This is a genomic window from Sphingomonas sp. BL-S-28 (genome assembly GCF_055521515.1).
Window position 1 is genome coordinate 1,778,414 of the sequence record NZ_CM145484.1, and the last position, 20,557, is coordinate 1,798,970.

A 20,557-nucleotide genomic window follows, 5' to 3' on the forward strand; every position below is an offset into this window, starting at 1 on the left:
TATACCGGGCTAATCCAGCGCAAATCGCGCCGGTTCCAGCCGCATCCCAGCGACCGGCGCGTGGGTGCGATAGAGGTGGGAGTTGCGTGCGGTGATCTCGCCGCCCTCCTTCAAGGTATCTCCGCCGTCGGCAGGTACCGAGTTGAAATAGAGATCGCGCATGTGGGCACCGCCAAAGCGGAGCTGCGTGATCGAGCCCTTCTCAAGATCGAGATGCGCCAGTTCGCGGCCATCCGGCGCAAGGCAGGTCAGATGGCGGGATCGGAAGCCGGTAAGCCAGAGGTTGCCGTCGCTGTCGAGCGCCATGCCATCGGCGTCTTCCTTCTCCAGCAGCAGACGGCGCTCCGTCACGGTGAAGTCGGCGGCAAGGTCGAACCTCCAGGTGCCGCGGAAGGTGTCGTTGCAATAGAGGTAGCTGCGGGCGGCATCGAACATCACGCCGTTCGAAAAGCCGATGCCCTCGGCAACGCGCATGACTTGCCGATCTGCCGTCAGCCGATAGATTTCGGTGGGCTCCGGCGTCTGTCCGGCGATCACGCTGGCAATGTCGATGGTGCCGAACAGGATGCCGCCGGCCCCGTCCGATACCATCTCGTTGATACCATTCACCGCGCGGTCGCCCAGCGTATCGATCAACCAGCCCGATCGACCGGAAGCCGGGTCATTCCACATGATCCCGCCTTGCCCGCTGGACAAGACGCAGCCGTCGGCATTCATCATGACGCCGCCGGTCCACATGCGCGCGGGGTTGAGCGTGGCGATTGCGGTTCCATCCGGTCTCACGCCATGAATGCCGCCGCCGATCACATCGCTGTACCAGATCGCATCGCGATCATGATCGACCGCCAGCCCCTCCAGATAGATGCCGGCGGCGATAGCGCTGCACACGTGCGCTGGCCGGTCAGCCGCGTTTTCGTCCATGCTCCGCTTCCGCATTGTCTTGACCTGCGGGTCTGTTGATGGCGCGCGCACGAGTCAAGCAGATGGGCAGCGCGCCTGCGATCCGCGTTATCGGCGGGGTGGACTCGCAGATCGGCGCGGGTCTGTTATGGAGGCGCTCAGGCGGCCATGATCGGCCCATGTCTGGACTACAGGAATTCTCGATTGACGTGTTCGAGGTACGGCTGATGCGGACGGTGTCTGCTTTCGGGATGCGATGCGCGCTGTTGCGCGGGCTGCCCGGCCTGCTCATGGCGCTGATGGCGGCGCCGGCAATTGCCCAGGCGGCGACCCCGCCCCCGCAGCCAGACGCGGCATGGCCGGACCGGACCCGCATGGCGGTCGACTATCTCGATACGCAATGGGGCAAGCCCGCCGATTGGAACGGGATCGAGGCATGGCAGCGCTTCGTCGTGGTCGACGCCTTGCTCGACTATCAGCGCCGGACCGGCGATCGCCGGTTGCACGACAAGATCGCTGCAGCCGTGCGCAACCGTGCCGGCCTCTATCTCAACGACGATGCGCTCTGGGCCGTCATCGCCAGCATCCACGCCTGGCAGGCCGACCGCGATCCCGCGCTGATGGACTATGCGGCCTCCACGTATCAGCACCTTGTCAGCACCTATTGGGACGACCGCTGCGGGGGCGGCCTGTGGTGGGATCCGGCGCGCACCTACAAGAACGCGATCACCAACGAACTGCTGCTCTACGCATCCACCCAAATGTTTCTGGCGACCGGAGAGCCGGGCTATCGCGACTGGGCGCTGCGCACGTGGAACTGGTTCGAACACTCCTCGATGATCGGCCCGGAAGGCCTGGTCAACGACGGGCTGGACGCACAATGCAGCAACAATGGACAGCCCTATTTTACGTATAATCAGGGCGTGCTGCTGGGCGGGCTCACCGATCTGACGACGATCACCGGCGACAGCCGTTACCGCATCGTTGCCGCAAACACTGCCACGGCCGCCGCGCGCCGGCTCTCAACGCCGGAGGGTGTCCTGAAAGAGCCGGTTCCCATCGGTTCGGACGGGCTGATCTTCAAGGGCGTCTTCGCGTTTCACCTCGGCCATCTGCTGGACGACATGGCGGAAGGGCCCGAACGCCGGGAACTCACCGACTGGGCCCGCGTCAATGCCGATGCCGTGTGGCGATCCAGCGCATCCGGTGCGCAAGCGATCGGCAGCGACTGGTCGCAAGTCGGAGCCTCGACGCCCAGCGCGGCAGCACAGGCGGCGGGAATTGCCATGATGTCGGCAGGAATCGGCATGTCGCTGCCGCACCGCGACGCGCGGGTTGCCGGGGCGGAAAATTCCGGGGCGAAGGATCCTGCGGAAAACTTCTCCCAAAGCCTCTTTTCACCGCGCCGCTAACCCGCTAAGCGCGCAATCCCTGCTGGGGCGTCGCCAAGTGGTAAGGCACCGGTTTTTGGTACCGGCATTCGCAGGTTCGAATCCTGCCGCCCCAGCCAATATTTTGACCCATTTTGACCAACAAGGTCTCAAGGGGTCTCAATAAAAAAGTCTGTTTTCAATGGCTTAATTCGCGTATTCTGTCCCACACCGGAGCCATTCCGATCAGACAGTTTCATGCGATTTGTTGGCCAACCTGTTGGTAAAAACAGGCCTCGAAGGCAGCAAACTGGACCAAGCAGGTTTCGGATCCGCGACGGCAAAGCCGGAGTGCCGACCATGCTGACCGATCAATTCCTCACCACCCTCAACGCCTGCGACAAGCAGATCAAGAAATCCGATGGCGGCGGCCTGCATATTGTTGCCATGCCGAGCGGAAAAAAGCGGTGGCGCCTCGCCTACCGCTTCGCCGGCAAGCAGAAGACTGTTGACGGCGGCGAGTATCCCGCCGTGAGCCTGCACCGCGCCCGCGTTTGGGCCGAGGAAATGAAAGACCTTGTCGCAACGGGCATAGATCCTATTGCCCATAAAAAGGAGGCGAAGTTTCAGGTCGCCGCCGACAAGACGACGTTCGAGATGCTCACCCGAGAATGGATCGAGGCTCGCCGCCCGGCCTGGTCGCCCCGCTATGCCCGGCTTATCGAAGGGCGGCTCCAGAGCGATATCCTTCCCGTCATCGGCGACAAGCCAATCCGCTCCATCCTCCCCCGCACGATGCTGGAAGTATTGCGCGTCATCGAGGCTCGCGGCTCCTATGAGATGGCGCACCGCATCAAGAACCATTGCAGCGAGATATTCCGATTCGGCATTCCCGACGGACGCTGCGAAAGCGATCCTTGCCGAGACTTGTCTGCCGCAATGATCAAGCCGCCCCCAGTCCGCCACCGCGCCAAGATCGAAATCAAGGAACTCCCCGAATTCTTCGCCCGTCTGAGCGCCGACGAAGGGTCACGCCTGAGCCATCTCGCGCTTCGCTGGACCATTCTCACCATGGTTCGCACTCAGGAGACCCGATTCGCGCAGTGGACCGAATTCGAAGGGCTTGGAAGCGGTGAGCCGCTGTGGCGTATACCGGCCGAGCGCATGAAGATGCGTTCGGAACACTTGGTGCCGCTGCCACCACAGGCCGTAGAACTGCTGCGCCAGATCCGCGACGCTAATCCCTTCGGCAAAGCGGGCAACGAGCGCCTCGGAAAGTACCTCTTTCCGGTCGCCGGATCGCGCTCAGATGTCATCAGCGAGAACCGCATGCTCGACGTCATGTACCGGATGGGCCTGCGCGGGAAAGCCACGGTCCACGGGTTTCGATCGCTCGGAAGCACTGTGCTCAACGAGTCGGGCCTTTTCATGCCGGACTGGATCGAGATGCAACTGGCCCATATGCCGCGCGGCGTAAGAGGCGTTTATAATTCGGCACGCTATCTCCCACATCGACGCAAGATGATGGTGTGGTGGGCTCAATATCTCGATTCCGCCGAGAAAGCAGCGCCGCTCGTCCTAGAGGACTACAAGATCACCTCGCGCAAGCCGGAGAAGACGCTCGCCTGGTTTCAAACCGATTGGTAAGCGCCCACATCGTCTGTTTTAGAACCCAGCCACTCAGGCAGGCTGCAGACGATACCCGCTTTAGCCTTGATGATGTACCAGCGATCCCGATAACGACTCCTCCTGCAAGGAAGTGTCAGCGGGTTCCGGGCCACGGAGTCGGGATAACCGCCGTTCCCCAACAAAGAACGGCGGTTTCGGCTGCCGACCCTTCCCGGTCACTCAGCGCTCCAGTTTCGCGCCCCAGCAACGGACCGGCAGCTTTCCCATCGTTCTTCCGAGAGGATGGCCGTGAAGAGACCTGCCGGTTTCGGGCGCTTCACTAGTCAGGGAGCTGTCTTTCCGGTCAGGAATCCCTGCATAGAAAGCCACGCGATGAATTCGTCTAGCACGAGCGTTGTCGTGGTGTTTGGCTTTCCGAGCCCGAAACCATGGCTCCCCTGCTGGTAGCCATGAATTTCTACAGGCCGCTTGGCTGCGAGCCAGGCCTGCGCAATCGGAAAGCCCATCGATGGAAACAGGGGATCGTCGAGAGCGATTGCATCGAACATTGGCGATGCGTCTGCCGGAACATCGATCTTTGCCTGGGGGCCATAGATGTACCCGAAGAAAGCAGGTCGTTCGCCCGACTTCGCGGCAAGGACGGTCTGGAGCGAGGTCATGGCGCCTGCCGAAAAGCCGATCATGCCGACACGGGCGGGGTCGACGCCCCATTTAGCGGCATGTTCGCGCACCATCTTCAGCGCGGCAAGTCCATCTTCAGTCGCCTGCGGATTGGTGAGCACCGGTTGCTTGGTCGGATCGGGAATGCCTTCCATCATCTTGGCCCAGACATATTTCCCGGCTTCGACTTCATCCTTGGGGGTTGGCAGGAGGCGATATTTCAGAACGAACGCGGCAATACCACGATCTGCAAGGGCCTGAGCTACATTCCAGCCCTCATGCGACATGGAAAGCGCCATGAAAGCGCCGCCGGGCGCCACGATCACAGCGGCGCCGGTCGCTTTGGCGGGATCGGGAAGAACTGGGGTCAAGGTGGGCCGGGTGACATTGCGGACCCCATAGTCCTTACCGAAGTATCGGGCCCAGTTCTCGTTGGCGGCAGATCCTGGCGTCTTGGCGCCATAGAGCGGGAAGGCGCCCGTCTCGACCGGCGCGCTTGCCGGAGCGGGTGCAGGATAGTCGGCAGGCTGCGCAGCAGCATTCCCTGTTGCTGCTACGCACGCAGTTGCCATAACAAAATATGCCAATTTGCCAGTTGCCATCCACCATCTCCCCTATTGTTGGGAAGGTGAATGACATCTACAAACGTAAAGGGTCAAATACGCTTATTTTGCAATTCCATAGTAATTTTCTATACGTCCGTGCCTTGCGCCCATGCTTGATGGTTGGCTGTGACAACCATTGCGCGGGGTCGTCAGATGGAGAACCCCCGACCGTTCCCGGTCACTCCATCGTCGATTTCTACTTTCCAGGATCAGACCGGCCGCTTTTCTATCCTACATGCACGCGCTGGGAAAACCGCTGACCCGTGATTGTAGGCGCTACACAAGGGATTGTTGCCAACGCACTCCACCGAGCTAAGTTGATGCAATGATTGAGTTTGGAATTCACGAGGGCGCCCAGAAGATAATGAGTAGGTTTGCCCGGATCAGGTCTGGAGACGTGCTGAGCCGTAAAAGGTATCAGCCGCTCATCTTACGGAATACGAAGTGAACCGCTTGTTTCGGCAAGACAGGATGATCGGGTGGAACACGCTACGGGTAACGTTCGCACTATGGCGTGATCGGGCGATTGCTGTCGTCATGCTACTTGGCGCTTTGGCGGTGGCACGCTCCTGGTTTGCCGACCAGCCTTGGACGGTTGCGGCTTGGGTTGCATTCGCGGCTGCTGCCATGACCGGCCTCGGGGCGGGCCGCCTTGTGATGACGCGTCTCGCGTTCCACGTCTCTGGCGGACTATTCGCGGCCGATGCTCTGCATCCACGGACGCGCCGACGCTATATGGCGGCATGGCACTGCGTCGGAATGGCGCTACTGATCCTGGTAACGCTGGCTGCCCGGCCGTCACTACTGGTCGTGAGCGTTCCCGCTTATTTAGGTGGGGCGCTACTCGCCGGTCTGACGAATTGCTTCAGGACACCGAAGCGCGTCACCGGCACGCCCCGCCCCGGATGGACAATTCGAGCTTGGCTGCACCGTCCGATCGCCGGGGTCATTGCGGCTGTGATCTTGTTTCTGTCGGTGCTGCCAGCGTGGGGACTGGACACCAACGCACTGACGGTTGTCGTCGGCATCGAAGCGATACTGGCCACCCTAACATTGACCATGATCGATGACAGTGCCGTCCGTTTCATGACCATCGTTGGGCATGGATCGTCGCACATCATTGTTCTCCATAGCAGGGGTATGGCGTCATTCCTTGCTGTAGCGATGCCGGGAAGTTGTCTCATCGTCGGGCCGGCCGCAGCTGGCGTCGTTGTTGCTGCATGCGCTGCGGCGCTGTTTCTCCTGACTTTACGAATCCTTGCATACCGGCAGCACGGCAAGCGGCTTGCCGATCTCCTCGTCTCCCTATTCGCAGCGCTGCTCATGTTCGTTGCTTTTTTCATGCCGATGGCTTTCCCCGTCGTTGCCTTCGCCATGCTCTGGCAGCTGCAACGCAAGGGCCGCGCAAACACATGGTTGCTGGCATGAAATCCGCGATCCATCTCGTCGATGTAGCGGTCGAGCGTAATGGACGGCGGGTCATACAAGGCGTCGATCTGACGGTCACGCGTGGATCATGGTTCGGCCTTATCGGCGCAAATGGATCGGGCAAGACCAGCCTGCTGCGGGCACTCGCCGGGAGATTGCCGTTCACATCCGGATCATGTTGGGTGAACGGCGAGGAACAAACTTGGGATCGCGCCGGTCGCGCGATGCTTTTCGGCTTTTCCCCTCCAGCCGACAAGCTTCCGGATGCGTTGCGAGGACGCGATGTTCTCGAACTCGTCGGAGGGACTATGGACGATGTCCGCGTCCGCCTTGGCGCTCTGCATGAAGCATTGGACTTGTCCCCATTGCTCGATCGCTGGATTGGCGATTGCTCCGCCGGGATGCGGCAAAGGATCGCGGTCGCCGCAGCGTTCGCGGGTGGTCACCGGCTCGTTATCTTGGATGAGCCGTTCAATTGGCTCGATCCCGTCGCGATCTTCGATCTTCGCGAGGTACTACGGCAAATGGTTGATGGCGGCCTCACACTGATAACCGCCCTCCATGACCTTGGAACATTGGCCTCCGCCTGCGATGCTGGCCTCATGCTTGCGGGTGGCAAGATCGCGTTGGCGCTGGATGAAGATATGTTGCGGACTGCTGCCCGAAATCCCCTAGCCTTCGAGCGGCAGACGATCGACCTCCTTCGATCTGGAGCAGCCAGGTAACCGGCGGAATAATAGCAACTAGGCAGGAACGGCGCGCGTAGTAGCGCGTTTCCGCGCTCGACCCATTCCGGGCACTCAGCCGCCGATTTTCACTCCCCAGGTGCGGACCAGCCGCTTTTCCAATCTGAACGCCCAAGACTGGCCGTGAAGGGACCGGCAGCTTTCGGTGACATAATTGAGAAAGCTGCCACAAGGCCATCGCAACCGAAGCGGGCTCAGAAGCGAATGACTGCAGCGTTCCCACTACGAATTTTGCGTGAATGGCCTATTGCAGCAATGGATCTCACCTTGGCAGTGCCACCGGCATAGTACGAATCGAGCGGTATGGTCCCGATTGCTGTAATGACTGCGCGGAGGACAAAATCCGAGGAATATACATAACACTACCAATATGCGCATATCTATCAGCGTGCAATTCGCCGGAATAATGCGACCGGCCGGTGATTAGGCTCCGCCTATTTCATGACGTCGAGACTGTTTAATTTTTCCAAATTCGAATGCGTCAGGCGATCTTGATGAAGGTGAGAGAAGCATGAAAGCATCTGTCTCGGTCTCACGAGTTTCGATCTCGGGCCTGTTGCTGAGCGCTTTGGTGGCCGGACCGGTCTCTTCGCAGAGTCAGGATCCTCGCAACGATGCGACGGAGGCTACCAAGGAGGCAAACGAGACATTGCTTCGTACCTTGCCATTTGCCGACAAATCGGACTTTGAAGATGCACGCCGCGGCCTGATTGCGCCTCTGCCAGAAGGCACCATCAAGGGCGAAGCCGGCAATGTGATCTGGAATCCGAAGCAATACAGTTTCATCAAACAGGATGCCGCCGCGCCCGCCACTGTGAACCCCAGTCTTTGGCGGCAGGCACAACTGATCACGGTCAGCGGCCTGTTCGAAGTCGTGCCGGGAATTTACCAAATTCGCAACGCCGACCTTTCGAACATGACGATTATCGAAGGCAAGGAAGGATTGACCGTCGTTGACCCGCTGATTTCTGCGGAGACGGCCAAGGCCGGCATGGCGCTGTACTTCAAGAATCGCGGGAATAAGCCGGTGAAGGCGGTCATCTATACCCACAGTCACGTGGACCATTATGGCGGCGTGAAAGGCGTTGTCAGCGAAACGGATGTGGCAGCGGGGAAAGTGAAGATTTACGCGCCTGAAGGTTTCCTGGAAGCAGCGGTGGCCGAAAACGTGATGGCCGGCAACGCCATGAGCCGCCGGGCCAGCTATATGTACGGCAACCTGTTGAAACCCGACCCCAAGGGTCAGGTTGGCGCGGGGCTTGGGACTACTACGTCAGCAGGAACCGTTACGCTTATTCCTCCAACTGACATCGTTGCAAAAACCGGTGAGAAGCATGTCATCGACGGCCTTACCTACGAATTTCTGATGGCACCCGGGTCCGAGGCGCCCGCTGAAATGATGTGGTTCATTGAGGAAAAGCGGGCGATGGAGTCTGCTGAGGATGCGACACACACCCTCCATAATACCTACTCGCTGCGCGGTGCTAAAATTCGCGAGCCATTGCCTTGGTCAAAGTACCTGAATCAGGCGCTCGCCATGTGGGGCGACAAGGTCGATGTGATCTTCGCGCAGCACCACTGGCCCACCTGGGGAAATGGCAAGGCGGTCGCACTTCTGAAAAGCCAGCGTGACCTCTACAGATATATCAATGACGAGACGCTGCGCATGGCCAACCAAGGCATGACAATGCGGGAGATCGCAGAGTCATTCAAAATGCCCGACAGCCTTGGAAACGTATGGGCCAACCGGGGCTATTACGGCTCCGTCTATCATGACGTCGCTGCGACGTATGTCCTCTATCTCGGCTGGTTCGATGGCAATCCGGCCACACTTCACGAATTGGAGCCGGTGGAAGCAAGCAGGAAGTACGTCGAATTTATGGGCGGAGCCGACGAAGTGCTCAAGCGAGCGAAGGCGTCCTATGACAAAGGCGAATATCGCTGGGTAGCGCAGGTCGTTCATCATGTCGTGTTCGCGGATCCGAACAACCAGGCCGCCAAAAATCTGGAAGCCGACGCGCTCGAGCAATTGGGCTACCAGGCAGAGTCTGGGCCGTGGCGTAACTTTTACCTGACAGGCGCCCAGGAACTGCGGAAGGGAGTGGCCAAACTGCCGACGCCCAATACCGCCAGTCCGGACACGGTCAGGGCAATGTCGGTCGACATGTTCCTCGATTATCTTGCAGTGCGCCTCAACGCGCAAAAGGCGGCGAGTGCCCACGCCAAGCTGAATCTCGACCTTGGCAAGGACGGCACTTACTTCCTGGAACTTGAGAATGGCGTCCTCAACCATTCTTCGGGAACAGCAAGCGATGCGGACGCCACGATTACGCTCTCGCGCGATACTTTGAACAAGATCATTTTGCAGCAAACCAAGCTTTCCGACGCGGTCGCGTCGGGCGACGTCAAGGTCTCCGGCGACCAGACGAAACTTCAGGATCTGGTGACGAACCTCGACAGCTTCGAATTCTGGTTCAACATTGTCACGCCTTAGGACGGCAGTGATCGTACGCATACGACGGGAAGGAGGCTGCCCCGAGGAACGGTATTTCGTGAAAGCTGGGTTAGAGCAGGTCGCGCGGGAAATCCGGAATTCGTGAGGTGCAGCCGCACGCAGAACCTCCTCACCATCCAACGACAGTCCGCCTTATTGGGTGCTGGTGCCGTCACACTTCCGATGCGATACTCGCTGCGAAATATTGAAAGCTGTCAGGATGGCATTCTGTCCTCGTTGGGCACAAAACAATGCTGACCGTGTTTTCGATCTCGTGAGGCTTGATGGCGCAGAAATTGCCCGGCAGGTCCTGGCAGAGTTCGAAGGCCAGATGACGCTGCGCAGGTTTCGGCGCGCCGTTATGGCCGTTCAACATCCCAAGGTCATCAAATGCCGGCAACAGATGCTCCTCGGCTGGCAGCGCACGCTGCTTGTCGAAGACGATAGGGATGGGCTGGACGCCAGCATCTGCCTCATTGGATTTGTTCCCCGTTGGAGTTCTGCGGGTATTGAGTTTGAACGGCATATGATGGGCGTGTTCGTACACAAGCACGCGCTTGCGCGGCTGTTCCAACGGGCGCTCCAACCACCGGAGGGCGTAGCGGCCAGTTTGCTCAGTCCACATTTTGTGAACTGCTTCCCCTCGGTGACCTCGGAAGATTTTGAGCCGGGCTTTGCCGTGCCCTTTCAAAAGGGACGGTTCGTGGGCTCGTTGGAATGGGTACGTGACATTGACGGTGTGTTGACCGGCCTATTTGGAATTCGGTCGTGGTTTCCCGATCCGCTAGAAGAGTTTCGCTGGACGGATAAGGCCAGCCGTAGCCGGCTCAGAGCGATCGATTTGAATCGCAGAACCCGTGTTTTGGATCTCCTACATGCGGAGAAAAGGTCATCGCATGGAATTGAGTTTTCGGGTTTCCCGGTACGTCAGCGCGATGCCGATGCGTCGAAAATGACCTGATCGTAGGACCACAAGGCATCAAAGAACGCGCGCGCTAGCGGCAATGCAGCCCCGCCCGCCCGATCCGCAATTTCGGCGATCGTTCGCTTTCCATCGATGGCATCGAGCATGACTTTCTCGTCCGGACCAATAGGCAGGATCAGGTCGTGAAACTTGTGAGTCCGATTGAAGAGCAAGCCCACGGCACCCGGCGGAAGCCGTTCCTCGACACAGGAGGTCGCAGCAAGGCGGATCGGCACGTAATCCCTCCAGGCCTCCTCCCGAAAATCGATCGCAGCAGCCGGGGCATCTTCGTCGCAACCGACAACGATGCTGTGAGTCGCCATTGCGCCGCGCCACAGTTCCATTGCTGCATATTGCTCCGGCGCCTCCAATTCCGCGATCTTCGCGCTATGCGCAGTCTCGGCGATCGCCCCGCAGACGGGAAGGTAGGGTGCCTGTTTATACCATCTCCGGAACGCCAGTCCGTTGGCGGCCAAGGCGTCGAACAGTTGCGGCACGCTGTAGGCCCTGTCACGCGGATTGAGCAGGGCATCGGCGAGTGCATCGGGTGCGAGGAAATCGCGTGACTGCTGGAGCGCAGGTTGCAGCGGATGCTGCCAGGGAAGCGCTTCCACTGCCTCCACCAATTCGGCGATTGCCTCGGGCGAGGTGCCGATGCCAAGCCTGCGGCAATAATCCTGCAGAAGGTAGATGCCAGTGCGGCCATACGGCGCATAGACCATGAGGTAGAGCACGCCGCCAGGCTTGAGTACCGAACGAAGGGCCTTGAGCCCCGCTTCGGGATCAGCAAGGTGGTGCAGGACCCCGGTGCACACGACGAGATCGAAGCGGCGCTCAAGCTTACCCAGATCCTCGATTGCACGTTGTTCGGTTTCGAGATTGGCAAGCGCGTATCGCTGCTTGAGTTTCTCGGTTTCCTGCAGGCTTGTCGAGCTGACGTCGATCCCCATGACCGATGCTTCCGGCCAAGAAATCGCATGGCGAGCGGCCTGCGATGTGCCGCAACCGGCGACAAGGATGTCGATATCCGTGCGGTAGGGGCGATCCGGCCAGAAGAGGTGAAACTCGCCGCGCGCACGGTTGGGATCGCTCCACGCCTTGCGAACGCCCTCGAGATCGGGAAGAGGCGGCGGATAAGGGTGGGCCGTGTAAAACGCGCGGATCGGATCGGCTGCTCTCCGGTTCAAGGAAACGTTCTCCGCCAAGGCAGACATAGCTGCGCCTCATTTCTAGGGGGCAAACTTGCGCCCATCAAGCTGCTGCTGCGAAAAGAGAATGGGCCGGCGTGTAGGCGCCGGCCCATTCCTTGTTCATCGGCCAAATGGCAACAAAACTAGTTGCTACTTGCGCTAGCGTTCTGAAGTTTCGCCATCGCCTTTTCGAGCGTGGCGTGTACGCTCAGTGAGTCCGCTCCCTGGCGCGGCGGATAATCCATGATGCTCTTCATCTGGGCCGCGATATAGGGGGACGCCGCGTTCGGAGCCCACAACTTCGATCCCACGAACTTGCGACCGATATAGCCCCATTCGGCATCTTCAGGGTCCATCTTTTCCAGCGGATCCATCCGCAGGTTGAAGATGTAAGGGACCGAAGGCCAGTACTTTTCATTCCACCAGCTGTTTTCCTTCTTCACGCCGATGTGCATTTTCCAATTGCCGACGCGTACGGCCATCAGGTCGGTTTCGTCGTAGTAGAAATAAGCGTTTCGGGCCGACTTGGTCGTTTTGCCGGTCCACAGGTCGAGCTGATTGAAGCCATCGAGATGAACCTTGTAGGTGATCTCGCTCTTGCCCAGCTTAGTGCCTTTGAGCAGCCTTTCCTTGATGTCGGTAAGCCCGGCTGCGGCGGCCAGCGTGACATAGGCGTCTTCATGGCTCTGCAAAGCATTTGACTTGCTGCCGGCTTCGATCTGGCCCGGCCAGCGCACCATCATGGGCACGCGTACACCGCCTTCCCAAGTCGTGCCCTTTTCAGCGCGGAACGGGGCGTAGCCGCCATCGGGCCAGAACATCAGTTCGTTACCGTTGTCGGTCGAGTAGATGACGATCGTGTCTTCGGCGAGGCCGTTGTCATCGAGCCACTTCAGCAGCACGCCGACATGTTCGTCGTGCTCGATCATGCGGGCGCGGACGACGTCTTCTTCAGCCCGCCCTTCGTCGACCGCCATCTGTACGTACTTCGGTGCCGGATGCGAGAAGATGTGGATCGCGGTAGTGTTGAACCAGCAGAAGAATGGACCTTCCTTGTTGCGGTCCAGCCAGTCGATCGTCTTGTCGAGGACTTCCTTGTCGAAGGTCTCCATCCGCTTACGGGTGAGCATGCCGGTGTTTTCAACCTTCTGCTTGCCGCGCCGACCGAAGACACCGTCTTCCGTGTCATCATCCTCTTCTGTCGCCCAGGCGTGCAGCACGCCGCGCGGCCCAAACTTCTTGAGGTATTCGGGATCCTTCTGGCCGGGATAGTCGAGTTGCTCCGGCTCTTCCTCGGCATTGAGGTGATAGAGGTTGCCAAACCATTCGTCGAAGCCGTGGACGGTCGGCAGGAAGTCGTTGCGGTCGCCAAGGTGGTTCTTGCCGAACTGGCCGGTCTTGTAACCGGCTTCCTTGAGCACTTCTGCCAGCGTCGGGTCTTCCTTCTGCAGGCCAAGCGCCGATCCGGGAATGCCGATTGTGGTCATCCCGCTGCGAAGGGGAATCTGGCCAGTGATAAAGGCGGCGCGACCCGCGGTGCAGCTGGGCTGTCCGTAGTGATCGGTGAAGATCATGCCTTCTTTGGCAATGCGGTCGATGTTGGGCGTGTCGCCCATCATGCCGTGGGTATAGGCACCCACGTTCCACATTCCGATGTCGTCGCCCCAAATGACGAGAATATTGGGCTTTCCATTGGGCATCTCGCTGCTCCGGATAGGCTTTTGGGAGCGCTACGGTTACCAAGCTGCCGCTGTTAGCGGGATCGGGTGAAACCCCGAGTCTCAGCTAGGGTGGCACTGAGTGTAGAGCGAACGGCCCAACGATCCTGTTGAGTGGCGAGCGGCACGCCCCGTCAGGACCCCCGCGAAACCCTGTCAGGGTTTTTACCTATGGAGCGCCCCTACTCCAATCCCTTAGGTAGTTTCCCTAAGAAATCGGGTCGCCATAATCGTCCAAGATATTGCAATTAGCAATTATTCAAGGTGGTTCATGGCTCAAAGGCTGGCACGAATTTTACTTGCTGAACCCTACGAAGTCCTTCGGCTGGGGATTCGCAACATACTATCCACCCACCACGGATTCGACATAGTTGCCGAGGCCTCTGATGGCCTCGAGGCAATTGAGGTGTCGTATGACGTACAGCCAGATATTGTCATAGTGGAGCACGCTATGCCTTCGCTAAACGGCCTTGACCTTACGCTCAGGCTAAGGAGCAAACTTCCAAACACCAAGATCATTTCTTATACGTCGTGTTTCACCGATGAAATGATAGTTGACTATATCAAATGCGGCGCTCGTGGTATTGTACTAAAAACTGACGAGAATGATGAACTGCTTAGGGCAGCCAAAAAGGTCCAGCTTGGAAAGGCTTATTTCTCCTCCTCGATATCCGATGTATTGGTTGAAAAGCTTACGCATCCGCAGGAAAGCGAACCATCCGCATTGACACCGCGTGAGAGACAGATCGTTCAGCTGATTTCTGAAGGAAAATTGAATAAGCAGGTGGCTGCCAACTTGGGGATCACCACCAAAACGGTAGAAACTCATCGGGCAGCGGTGATGGCAAAATTACAGTTGGCTTCGGTTGGTCAATTGGTCCGCTATGCTATTCGAAACAATCTTGTAGCCGTGTAGGAAGGCACAGCCGGATTGCCAGTCGCCCCTGGTATAGAAATGAGTCATGGTGGGAAATACCATCCAACCGCGGCTGCGGTGCCCGATCATCGCATCTATTTAATACCGATGCCACTTCGGCGAATCGTAAGCGCTGTGCTCAGGCCACGGCGGTCCAAGGCATGAGTTCACCAACGGCGTTGGCGGGATGACCTGCGGCGAGCCTGGAGAGGGTCTCGGCGAGCCAGGCATGCGGGTTGATGGCTGAGATCTTGCAGTTCTCGATCAGCGTGGCGATGACCGCCCAGTTGTCGCCGCCTTCGTCAGAGCCTGCGAAGAGGGCGTTCTTGCGATTGAGGGCCAGCGGACGGATTGATCGCTCGACAGTGTTGGAATCCAGCTCGACGCGGCCGTCTTCGAGGAACAGCGACAGCCCGGACCAGCGGGTGAGCGCGTAGCGGATAGCATCGGCGAGCTTGCTCTTGGCGCTAACCTGACGAAGTCGTGCCTCGAGGTAGATGTGCAGGTCATCCACGATGACGCGGGCCTGTTCGGCGCGCACGGTGCGGCGCTGCTCCGCCGAAGTGCCGCGAACCTCTTCCTCGATCGCGTAGAGCACTGCGATCCGGCGCAGCACCTCGGTCGCGACCGGCGAGCTGTCGGCCAGTTCGTAGAACTTGCGCCGCACGTGCGCCCAGCAGAAGGCCAGGCTCACTTGCTGCCGGCGCTTGGCCAGAGCAGCGTAGCCGCCAAAGCCATCGACCTGCAGGATGCCGACGAAGTCGCCTAGATGCGCCTCCGCCCGCTCACCCTTGCGGTCAGCGGCATAGACGTAGGCCATCATCGGCGGATCTTCGCCGCCCCATGGTCGATCGTCGCGAGCATAGGCCCAGAGCTGGCCCGTCTTGGTCCGACCACGCCCTGGATCGAGCACCGGCGCCGTGGTTTCATCGGCGAACAGCCGCCCGGATCGTCGCAATCGCTCGAGGATGTGATCGCGCAAGGGGCGCAGATACCAGGCTGCCCGGCCGACCCAGTCCGCCAGGGTCGAGCGGTCGAGCTGGACACCTTGCCGCGCGTAGATCTGGGCCTGCCGGTATAACGGCAGATGATCGGCGTACTTGGCGACCAGCACCTGCGCGATCAGCGCCTCGGTGGGGATGCCGCCCTCGACGATCCGCGCCGGAGCCGGTGCCTGGACGATCGCGCCCTCGCATGAGCGGCAGCCATAGCGCGGACGGCGCGTGACCAGGACGCGGAAGGTGGTAGGCACCACGTCGAGACGCTCAGCCACGTCTTCACCGATCTGGTGGAGCGCGCCGCCGCAGCAGGGGCAGGCCTTATCCTCGACATCGACGACCTGCTCGATCCGCTCGAGATGGGCGGGAAGCGAGCCCCGGTTGACCTTGCGCGGGCGATCCGCCGATGCCCGGCTCGCCTTGTCCACGGCGTGCTGGGCCTGGGCCAAGGCCATCTCGACCTCTTCCAGGGCAAGCTCGAACTGATCGGGATCGAGTTGCTCGGAACGGCGGCCAAACCGGTGCCGCTGCAGGGCCTCGATGATCGCCTTCAGGCGTTCAACTTCGGCCTGGAAAACCTTCAGAACATCAAGCTCACGGGCCTGCTCGAGGACGAGCGCGCGGAGCGCTTCGACGTCGTTGGGGAGATCCGCTTCCATGAGCATGGAAGGAGTGAATCAGTAGGAGGAACCATCGTCAACCGGCAATCTGCGGAGCGATCGGGCGGCGTCCGCCATGCACACGGCGCCAGTCCAGACCCTCAAGCAAGGCGCCCAACTGCGCCGCCGTCAGGCGCATCACGCCGTCCTGGATGGCCGGCCACTTGAACCCGCCGGACTCCAGCCTCTTGGCCATCAGACACAGCCCCGTACCATCCCACCAGACAAGCTTGATCCGATCACTGCGTTTGGCCCGAAACACGTAAATTACGCCAGAATAGGGATCACCGCCGTACTCGACACCGACCAGCGCGGCCAACGCGTCGGGCCCCTTGCGGAAATCGACCGGGCGTGTGGCCACCATGACCTTGGCACCTGCGCCGGGTCCGATCATCGGGTGACCCGGAGCGCTTCGATCACCGCGGCAATCACCCCGGCATCGGCGCCGCTGCTGATCTTCACCGCAACGCCGTCGATCTCCAGTTCCACTGCGCTCGCCTTCGAGCGCCGTCGCTTCTTCGGCCGCTGGATCGCAGGCGTGAACTCCTCTGCGGCAACGGCATCGACGACGGCAGGAACAAAAGCCGGCACGGCCGCGCCCTGGCTCTCCAACTGCTTGCGGAGTTGCCGGCGCCAGGTGAACAGCTGCGACGGGCTCATGCCATGCCGCCGCGCAACCGAGCAAACCGTCTCCTGCCCGGAAAAGCTCTCGGCCAGGATCGAAGCCTTGACCTCCGGCGGCCAATCCCGCCGCCGCCCCGCACCAGTGAACACTTCGAAACGGGTTACCCGGCTAGTGCCAGCATCATCACATGGCATCGTCATAGCACCAACGCCCTTTATCCGGTCAGGGCGCGCAGACTCGGCGCTGTGCTTCAGACCCGCAAGGTGGGTGCGCGGCCCCGCTTACGGCGAATCGAGCATGATCGAACCTGCTAAGTCCTTTTGGACAGTCGCTTGGCGTTTTCGGCCCGCCGCACGCTCTAGTTGCACGGCCTCAAACCCGCTTTCAACGGATCGCTAGCCAAAGCGCTGGCAGCGCTGCTAATCGAAGGAAGGTCGAGGCGCGATAGAAACTAGGCCTTGGTAAAGCAAATATCTGGGAAGTGCTCTGGCCATACACTTTCCAAAGCATATCGGCCAGGTGCGACAGCATAATCGCCGCTCCGACAAACGCTAAGCGCCAATTCCAAAAATGGACAAGCGATAGCAGCGTGCATACGCACATCGCGAGCCCGACCCCTTTAGATAGGCGCTGCTTCGCAAGATCGCGCCGGGCGCCCTGTGCAAGAACCTCCGAGCGCGCACTCGCGATACACTGCAACGTCTTTACTGATGTCATTCCGCCCACAAAAATGCCGACCAACTTTGAGCAAACCCACCCGAGTCCGGCCCACGCAGCAAGAGTTGCGACAAGCTGAAAAATCATCGGCCTCCCTTGTTACCTTACGCTGCGTTTAAATATGTAGCAGAGTTTCGCCGTTGTTTCTGAAGTGCGCCTCGTCGGCGTTGGCGCTCACTATGATGAACGATTCTGCATCCAGTGCAGGTTAAAATGCTGAAGTTCATTAATGATCAAGGCGTGATAGCGTGATATTCGTCACATTTTCATAACCGTAATGGGATACTATGCCGGCGCGACCCAAGGGCGACTCGATTTGAGTTAAGCCTGACACTGACCCGGCAGCCTCGTCTGCCGGGTCATTTTTTCGCGTCTCGCTGTCAGAATGCGTTTCGCAGCGTAGGCTTGGCGGCTGCAGCGATATTGCGGAGATCAATACCTTTCCGACGGGTCTTGGAACATGCCGTCGATCGGTAGTCGGCAGAACAGCCCGAGCCGAACGCTTTGGGTGTGAGCGGGGCGGGGTTGGACCGGAGGTTCAACCATTTTCCTAATCGGGCGGCTTTGCCTGGCGGGCTCTTATTTACCGCCGCCACGGCCGTGCCATCGCAGGTCAAAAAGGACGTATGGCTTATCGGTCCAAGCTGAAGAGCTGTCCTCCTCGTGTCACACGGCGTCAAACTTAGCATTCGACATGGAACTGGTTGTGGCCACCTTAATCCTCATATAGCCGCCACCTGCAGTGACCATTCCTGTGGGCTCATATCTGCCATCACAACTTTGAAATGCTGGCATCGGACATTTGCGCTTGTGCGACACGTTTTGCTTCTATCTCTTTGGCTTCCCTCTCCCGCAAACCGTCAAGATCGCGATCCAGGAAGAAGTTCAGGAATGTCCGGAGCACGGCTATCGCGGCCAACTTGCCGATATCATCCCACGTCGGTGCAATAGTCGTCTCGACTATATCTGCGGCGAGCTGGAACGTGAGGCCCGCAACGAGCCATCTCGCGAGAGACAGCCACACTGGCCTTAGCTGCTCTTCACTGGCGTGGAAAATCAGTAACCTCGAAAGCCCAAACGCACCTTGCAAAGCGCCAATGGCGATCGAAAGAATTGCAAACAGGTTGACTGCTGCTGCAATGTACTCCGCTAGCCTATGTAAAGCTTCTTCCATTGCCTGACTTCCTATCGCTCATCGGACGAATTCTGCTCGACACCGCCCGCGTTGCAATCAGGGAAATCCCGGGCATTCGTTTAGTCGCATCCGACCCGATGGGCGCGCATTGACGGCCTTATGGATCCAGGCCCGCCGAGCGGACAGCCATTAGAACATTACACCAATTCCGACGATCCCGACATTTGCATTCGGCTCACCGCGTTGCACGAAAAGGTGTTTGAACTCGATTTTCGCATATATCTTTTCGTTGAGGCTTTGCTCCCAGCCCGCTCCGAGCCCGACCGCGTTTCCGCATTCTCGACAATCTTTCGACTGCCAGTTCACGCCGGTGAAGATTTTGCTTCGTGGCAGCACCGCGGCTCCGAAACGTCCGCCGATTCCCCACGCTACGCGGGTGCCATCCGTTAGAAGCTTTTCTGCGGTACCCTCGACGCCCACGAAAAAAGTCTCGTTGAGATCGACATCGTATCCGACGGCGACTCCTGCGATCGCATCGGTCTCGTCGGCTGTCCAATTTACACCGCCTGTGGCCTCCACATAGGCTTCATCGGCAAAAGCCGGGCGTCCAGTGAGCCCAAGTGCGAGCGCTATTAAAGTCCAGGCTCTCCGCATGATTTGAATTCCCAACCATGAACCTCAGGCGAGCTTAGCAGACTCGCTACGCAGGCAGATCCCGGGAATTTCGCTCTGGAATGGAGGGGCTAACCCTGACATTCGGCAAACCGCAGATGGCGCGTGAGCGGTTGTCTCCAAGCGTTGCGGTCTACTTCATGCGCAAAGCTAGCCGAGATCCCGATTACATCCCTCGCACGCGCATAACTGCGACACTTTCAAGCGCTACCCTTGAGCGTAGTGTCATGGGAGCCGCTCGCGTCCGGCTCTATCGTGTTCCCGAGAGAATAGCCTTAAGCAAACAATAGGCCAACTTCTAGCTGAGCTAAGAGCGCGCCAGCACCACTCCGGGTTCTACCATTGGCCATTCGGTACAAGGAAAGCGGACGGGCGGCTTCCATTATCGTCAAATCAACCGCCGAGCGACCGGAATGGGCGCATTGCAGCCAAAGCACTGATGGCAATTTCTATGCCCGGAGCGTCAGCTTTCTTGGGCTACCTGCTCGGAACCGGACCGAGCGAAATGTCCCAAAGTTAGCCGTTCACCGTCGCTATCAGCTTGGTGAACGAAGGTCGTCTTTCAGGGCGCGCGAATGGGGCAGCGAACGTCCCTTTGGTCGGGCAAGCGGACATTGTCGCATTCATTACGACGGTATATCCAGCATCGATGCGGAAATTGCTTGTTTCATGCTCGCTTGCCATTTCGAGTGCTGGTTGCGCGTCGAGCGCCCCAGCTAAAGCCATAGGCGAGTTCACTGTTTGCCAAGTGACAGCCCATCCAATCGACTTTGAAGGGCGCTCGGTAAATCTGTCGGGTCTTTGGCGGCAAGATATCGAAATTGCCTATCTGGTTGATCCAACATGCGAGCAGCAGTCGATCCTCATTCCGAACAACATTCAGAATCCAGATCGCGTTGGCCCTATTCGATTACAGGGCAAGCAGGTTGTGCTCCCCAATGTACGGCTACGAGGACAGATTCGCTTAATTCCTCCTCTGCCAGGTGGGAAGCAACCGATTGTGGCACTCGAGCATGGGCAAGTCCTCTCAGGCGACTTGGTCCGCTGAAGCGAAGCATCTGTGGATGCTGCAAGAGCCACAAGGCTATGTCCGCATCGTCGGCGCGTCCGGAACGGCAGGTATCAGATTAA

The 20,557-nt window shown here is 59.2% G+C and carries 16 protein-coding genes and 1 tRNA gene; 8 read left to right on the forward strand and 9 right to left on the reverse strand.

Annotated elements, in window-relative coordinates:
* Nucleotides 1-9 precede the first annotated feature (9 nt).
* Nucleotides 10-921: an SMP-30/gluconolactonase/LRE family protein gene (locus ACZ1JC_RS17145; protein WP_465135726.1), complete on the reverse strand. Its 912-nt coding sequence runs from the start codon at nt 919-921 to the stop codon at nt 10-12.
* Nucleotides 922-1,079: 158 nt separating this feature from the next.
* Between ACZ1JC_RS17145 and ACZ1JC_RS17150 the strand changes: the two genes are divergently transcribed.
* From ACZ1JC_RS17150 to ACZ1JC_RS17160, 3 genes are all read left to right on the forward strand, one after another.
* Nucleotides 1,080-2,312, forward strand: coding sequence for a glycoside hydrolase family 76 protein (locus tag ACZ1JC_RS17150; protein ID WP_465135725.1), 1,233 nt, complete (start codon nt 1,080-1,082; stop codon nt 2,310-2,312).
* A 23-nt stretch (nt 2,313-2,335) separates the two neighbouring features.
* Nucleotides 2,336-2,410: transfer RNA gene (locus ACZ1JC_RS17155), tRNA-Gln, on the forward strand.
* A 220-nt stretch (nt 2,411-2,630) separates the two neighbouring features.
* The gene (locus tag ACZ1JC_RS17160) at nt 2,631-3,917 is read left to right on the forward strand and encodes a tyrosine-type recombinase/integrase (RefSeq protein ID WP_465135724.1); all 1,287 of its coding nucleotides are present in this window, start codon (nt 2,631-2,633) and stop codon (nt 3,915-3,917) included.
* Nucleotides 3,918-4,222: 305 nt separating this feature from the next.
* Here ACZ1JC_RS17160 and ACZ1JC_RS17165 read toward each other — a convergent pair whose 3' ends face one another.
* A complete protein-coding gene (locus tag ACZ1JC_RS17165; protein ID WP_465138565.1) occupies nt 4,223-5,131 on the reverse strand; it encodes an alpha/beta hydrolase in 909 nt (302 codons plus the stop codon).
* A 477-nt stretch (nt 5,132-5,608) separates the two neighbouring features.
* Between ACZ1JC_RS17165 and ACZ1JC_RS17170 the strand changes: the two genes are divergently transcribed.
* The 4 genes from ACZ1JC_RS17170 (at nt 5,609) to ACZ1JC_RS17185 (ending at nt 10,793) form a co-directional block, all read left to right on the forward strand.
* Complete coding sequence (locus ACZ1JC_RS17170) at nt 5,609-6,592, forward strand: hypothetical protein (RefSeq protein WP_465135723.1); 984 nt, start codon at nt 5,609-5,611, stop codon at nt 6,590-6,592.
* On the forward strand, nt 6,589-7,317 hold the full coding sequence (locus tag ACZ1JC_RS17175) for an ATP-binding cassette domain-containing protein (protein ID WP_465135722.1): 729 nt from the start codon (nt 6,589-6,591) through the stop codon (nt 7,315-7,317). The genes ACZ1JC_RS17170 and ACZ1JC_RS17175 overlap by 4 nt, the downstream gene beginning before the upstream one ends.
* Nucleotides 7,318-7,849: 532 nt before the next feature.
* Entirely contained in the window at nt 7,850-9,832 is a 1,983-nt protein-coding gene (locus tag ACZ1JC_RS17180; protein ID WP_465135721.1) for an alkyl/aryl-sulfatase, read from the forward strand.
* A 220-nt stretch (nt 9,833-10,052) separates the two neighbouring features.
* Complete coding sequence (locus tag ACZ1JC_RS17185; RefSeq protein WP_465135720.1) at nt 10,053-10,793, forward strand: hypothetical protein; 741 nt, start codon at nt 10,053-10,055, stop codon at nt 10,791-10,793.
* Here the strand turns inward: ACZ1JC_RS17185 and ACZ1JC_RS17190 are convergent.
* Both ACZ1JC_RS17190 and ACZ1JC_RS17195 read right to left on the reverse strand, forming a co-directional pair.
* Nucleotides 10,760-11,983 carry a class I SAM-dependent methyltransferase gene (locus tag ACZ1JC_RS17190; RefSeq protein WP_465135719.1) on the reverse strand — a complete coding sequence of 408 codons (1,224 nt, stop codon included), beginning with the start codon at nt 11,981-11,983 and terminating at the stop codon, nt 10,760-10,762. The two genes, ACZ1JC_RS17185 and ACZ1JC_RS17190, sit on opposite strands and share 34 nt — an antisense overlap.
* 146 nt (nt 11,984-12,129) lie before the next feature.
* The gene (locus ACZ1JC_RS17195) at nt 12,130-13,686 is read right to left on the reverse strand and encodes an arylsulfatase (protein ID WP_465135718.1); all 1,557 of its coding nucleotides are present in this window, start codon (nt 13,684-13,686) and stop codon (nt 12,130-12,132) included.
* Nucleotides 13,687-13,975: 289 nt separating this feature from the next.
* On the opposite strand from ACZ1JC_RS17195, the gene ACZ1JC_RS17200 reads away from it, so the two are divergent.
* Nucleotides 13,976-14,620: a LuxR C-terminal-related transcriptional regulator gene (locus ACZ1JC_RS17200; RefSeq protein WP_465135717.1), complete on the forward strand. Its 645-nt coding sequence runs from the start codon at nt 13,976-13,978 to the stop codon at nt 14,618-14,620.
* 139 nt (nt 14,621-14,759) lie between these two features.
* Here the strand turns inward: ACZ1JC_RS17200 and tnpC are convergent, their stop codons facing one another.
* From tnpC to ACZ1JC_RS17225, 5 genes are all read right to left on the reverse strand, one after another.
* Entirely contained in the window at nt 14,760-16,283 is a 1,524-nt protein-coding gene (gene tnpC / locus ACZ1JC_RS17205; protein WP_465135716.1) for an IS66 family transposase, read from the reverse strand.
* Nucleotides 16,284-16,314: 31 nt separating this feature from the next.
* The gene (gene tnpB, locus ACZ1JC_RS17210; protein ID WP_086494214.1) at nt 16,315-16,671 is read right to left on the reverse strand and encodes an IS66 family insertion sequence element accessory protein TnpB; all 357 of its coding nucleotides are present in this window, start codon (nt 16,669-16,671) and stop codon (nt 16,315-16,317) included.
* On the reverse strand, nt 16,668-17,102 hold the full coding sequence (tnpA, locus tag ACZ1JC_RS17215; protein WP_465169084.1) for an IS66-like element accessory protein TnpA: 435 nt from the start codon (nt 17,100-17,102) through the stop codon (nt 16,668-16,670). Before tnpA ends, tnpB begins: the two co-directional genes overlap by 4 nt.
* Nucleotides 17,103-18,391: 1,289 nt before the next feature.
* Complete coding sequence (locus ACZ1JC_RS17220; protein ID WP_465135715.1) at nt 18,392-18,793, reverse strand: DUF1622 domain-containing protein; 402 nt, start codon at nt 18,791-18,793, stop codon at nt 18,392-18,394.
* A 150-nt stretch (nt 18,794-18,943) separates the two neighbouring features.
* Entirely contained in the window at nt 18,944-19,408 is a 465-nt protein-coding gene (locus ACZ1JC_RS17225; RefSeq protein ID WP_465135714.1) for a hypothetical protein, read from the reverse strand.
* Between the last annotated feature and the right edge of the window lie 1,149 nt (nt 19,409-20,557).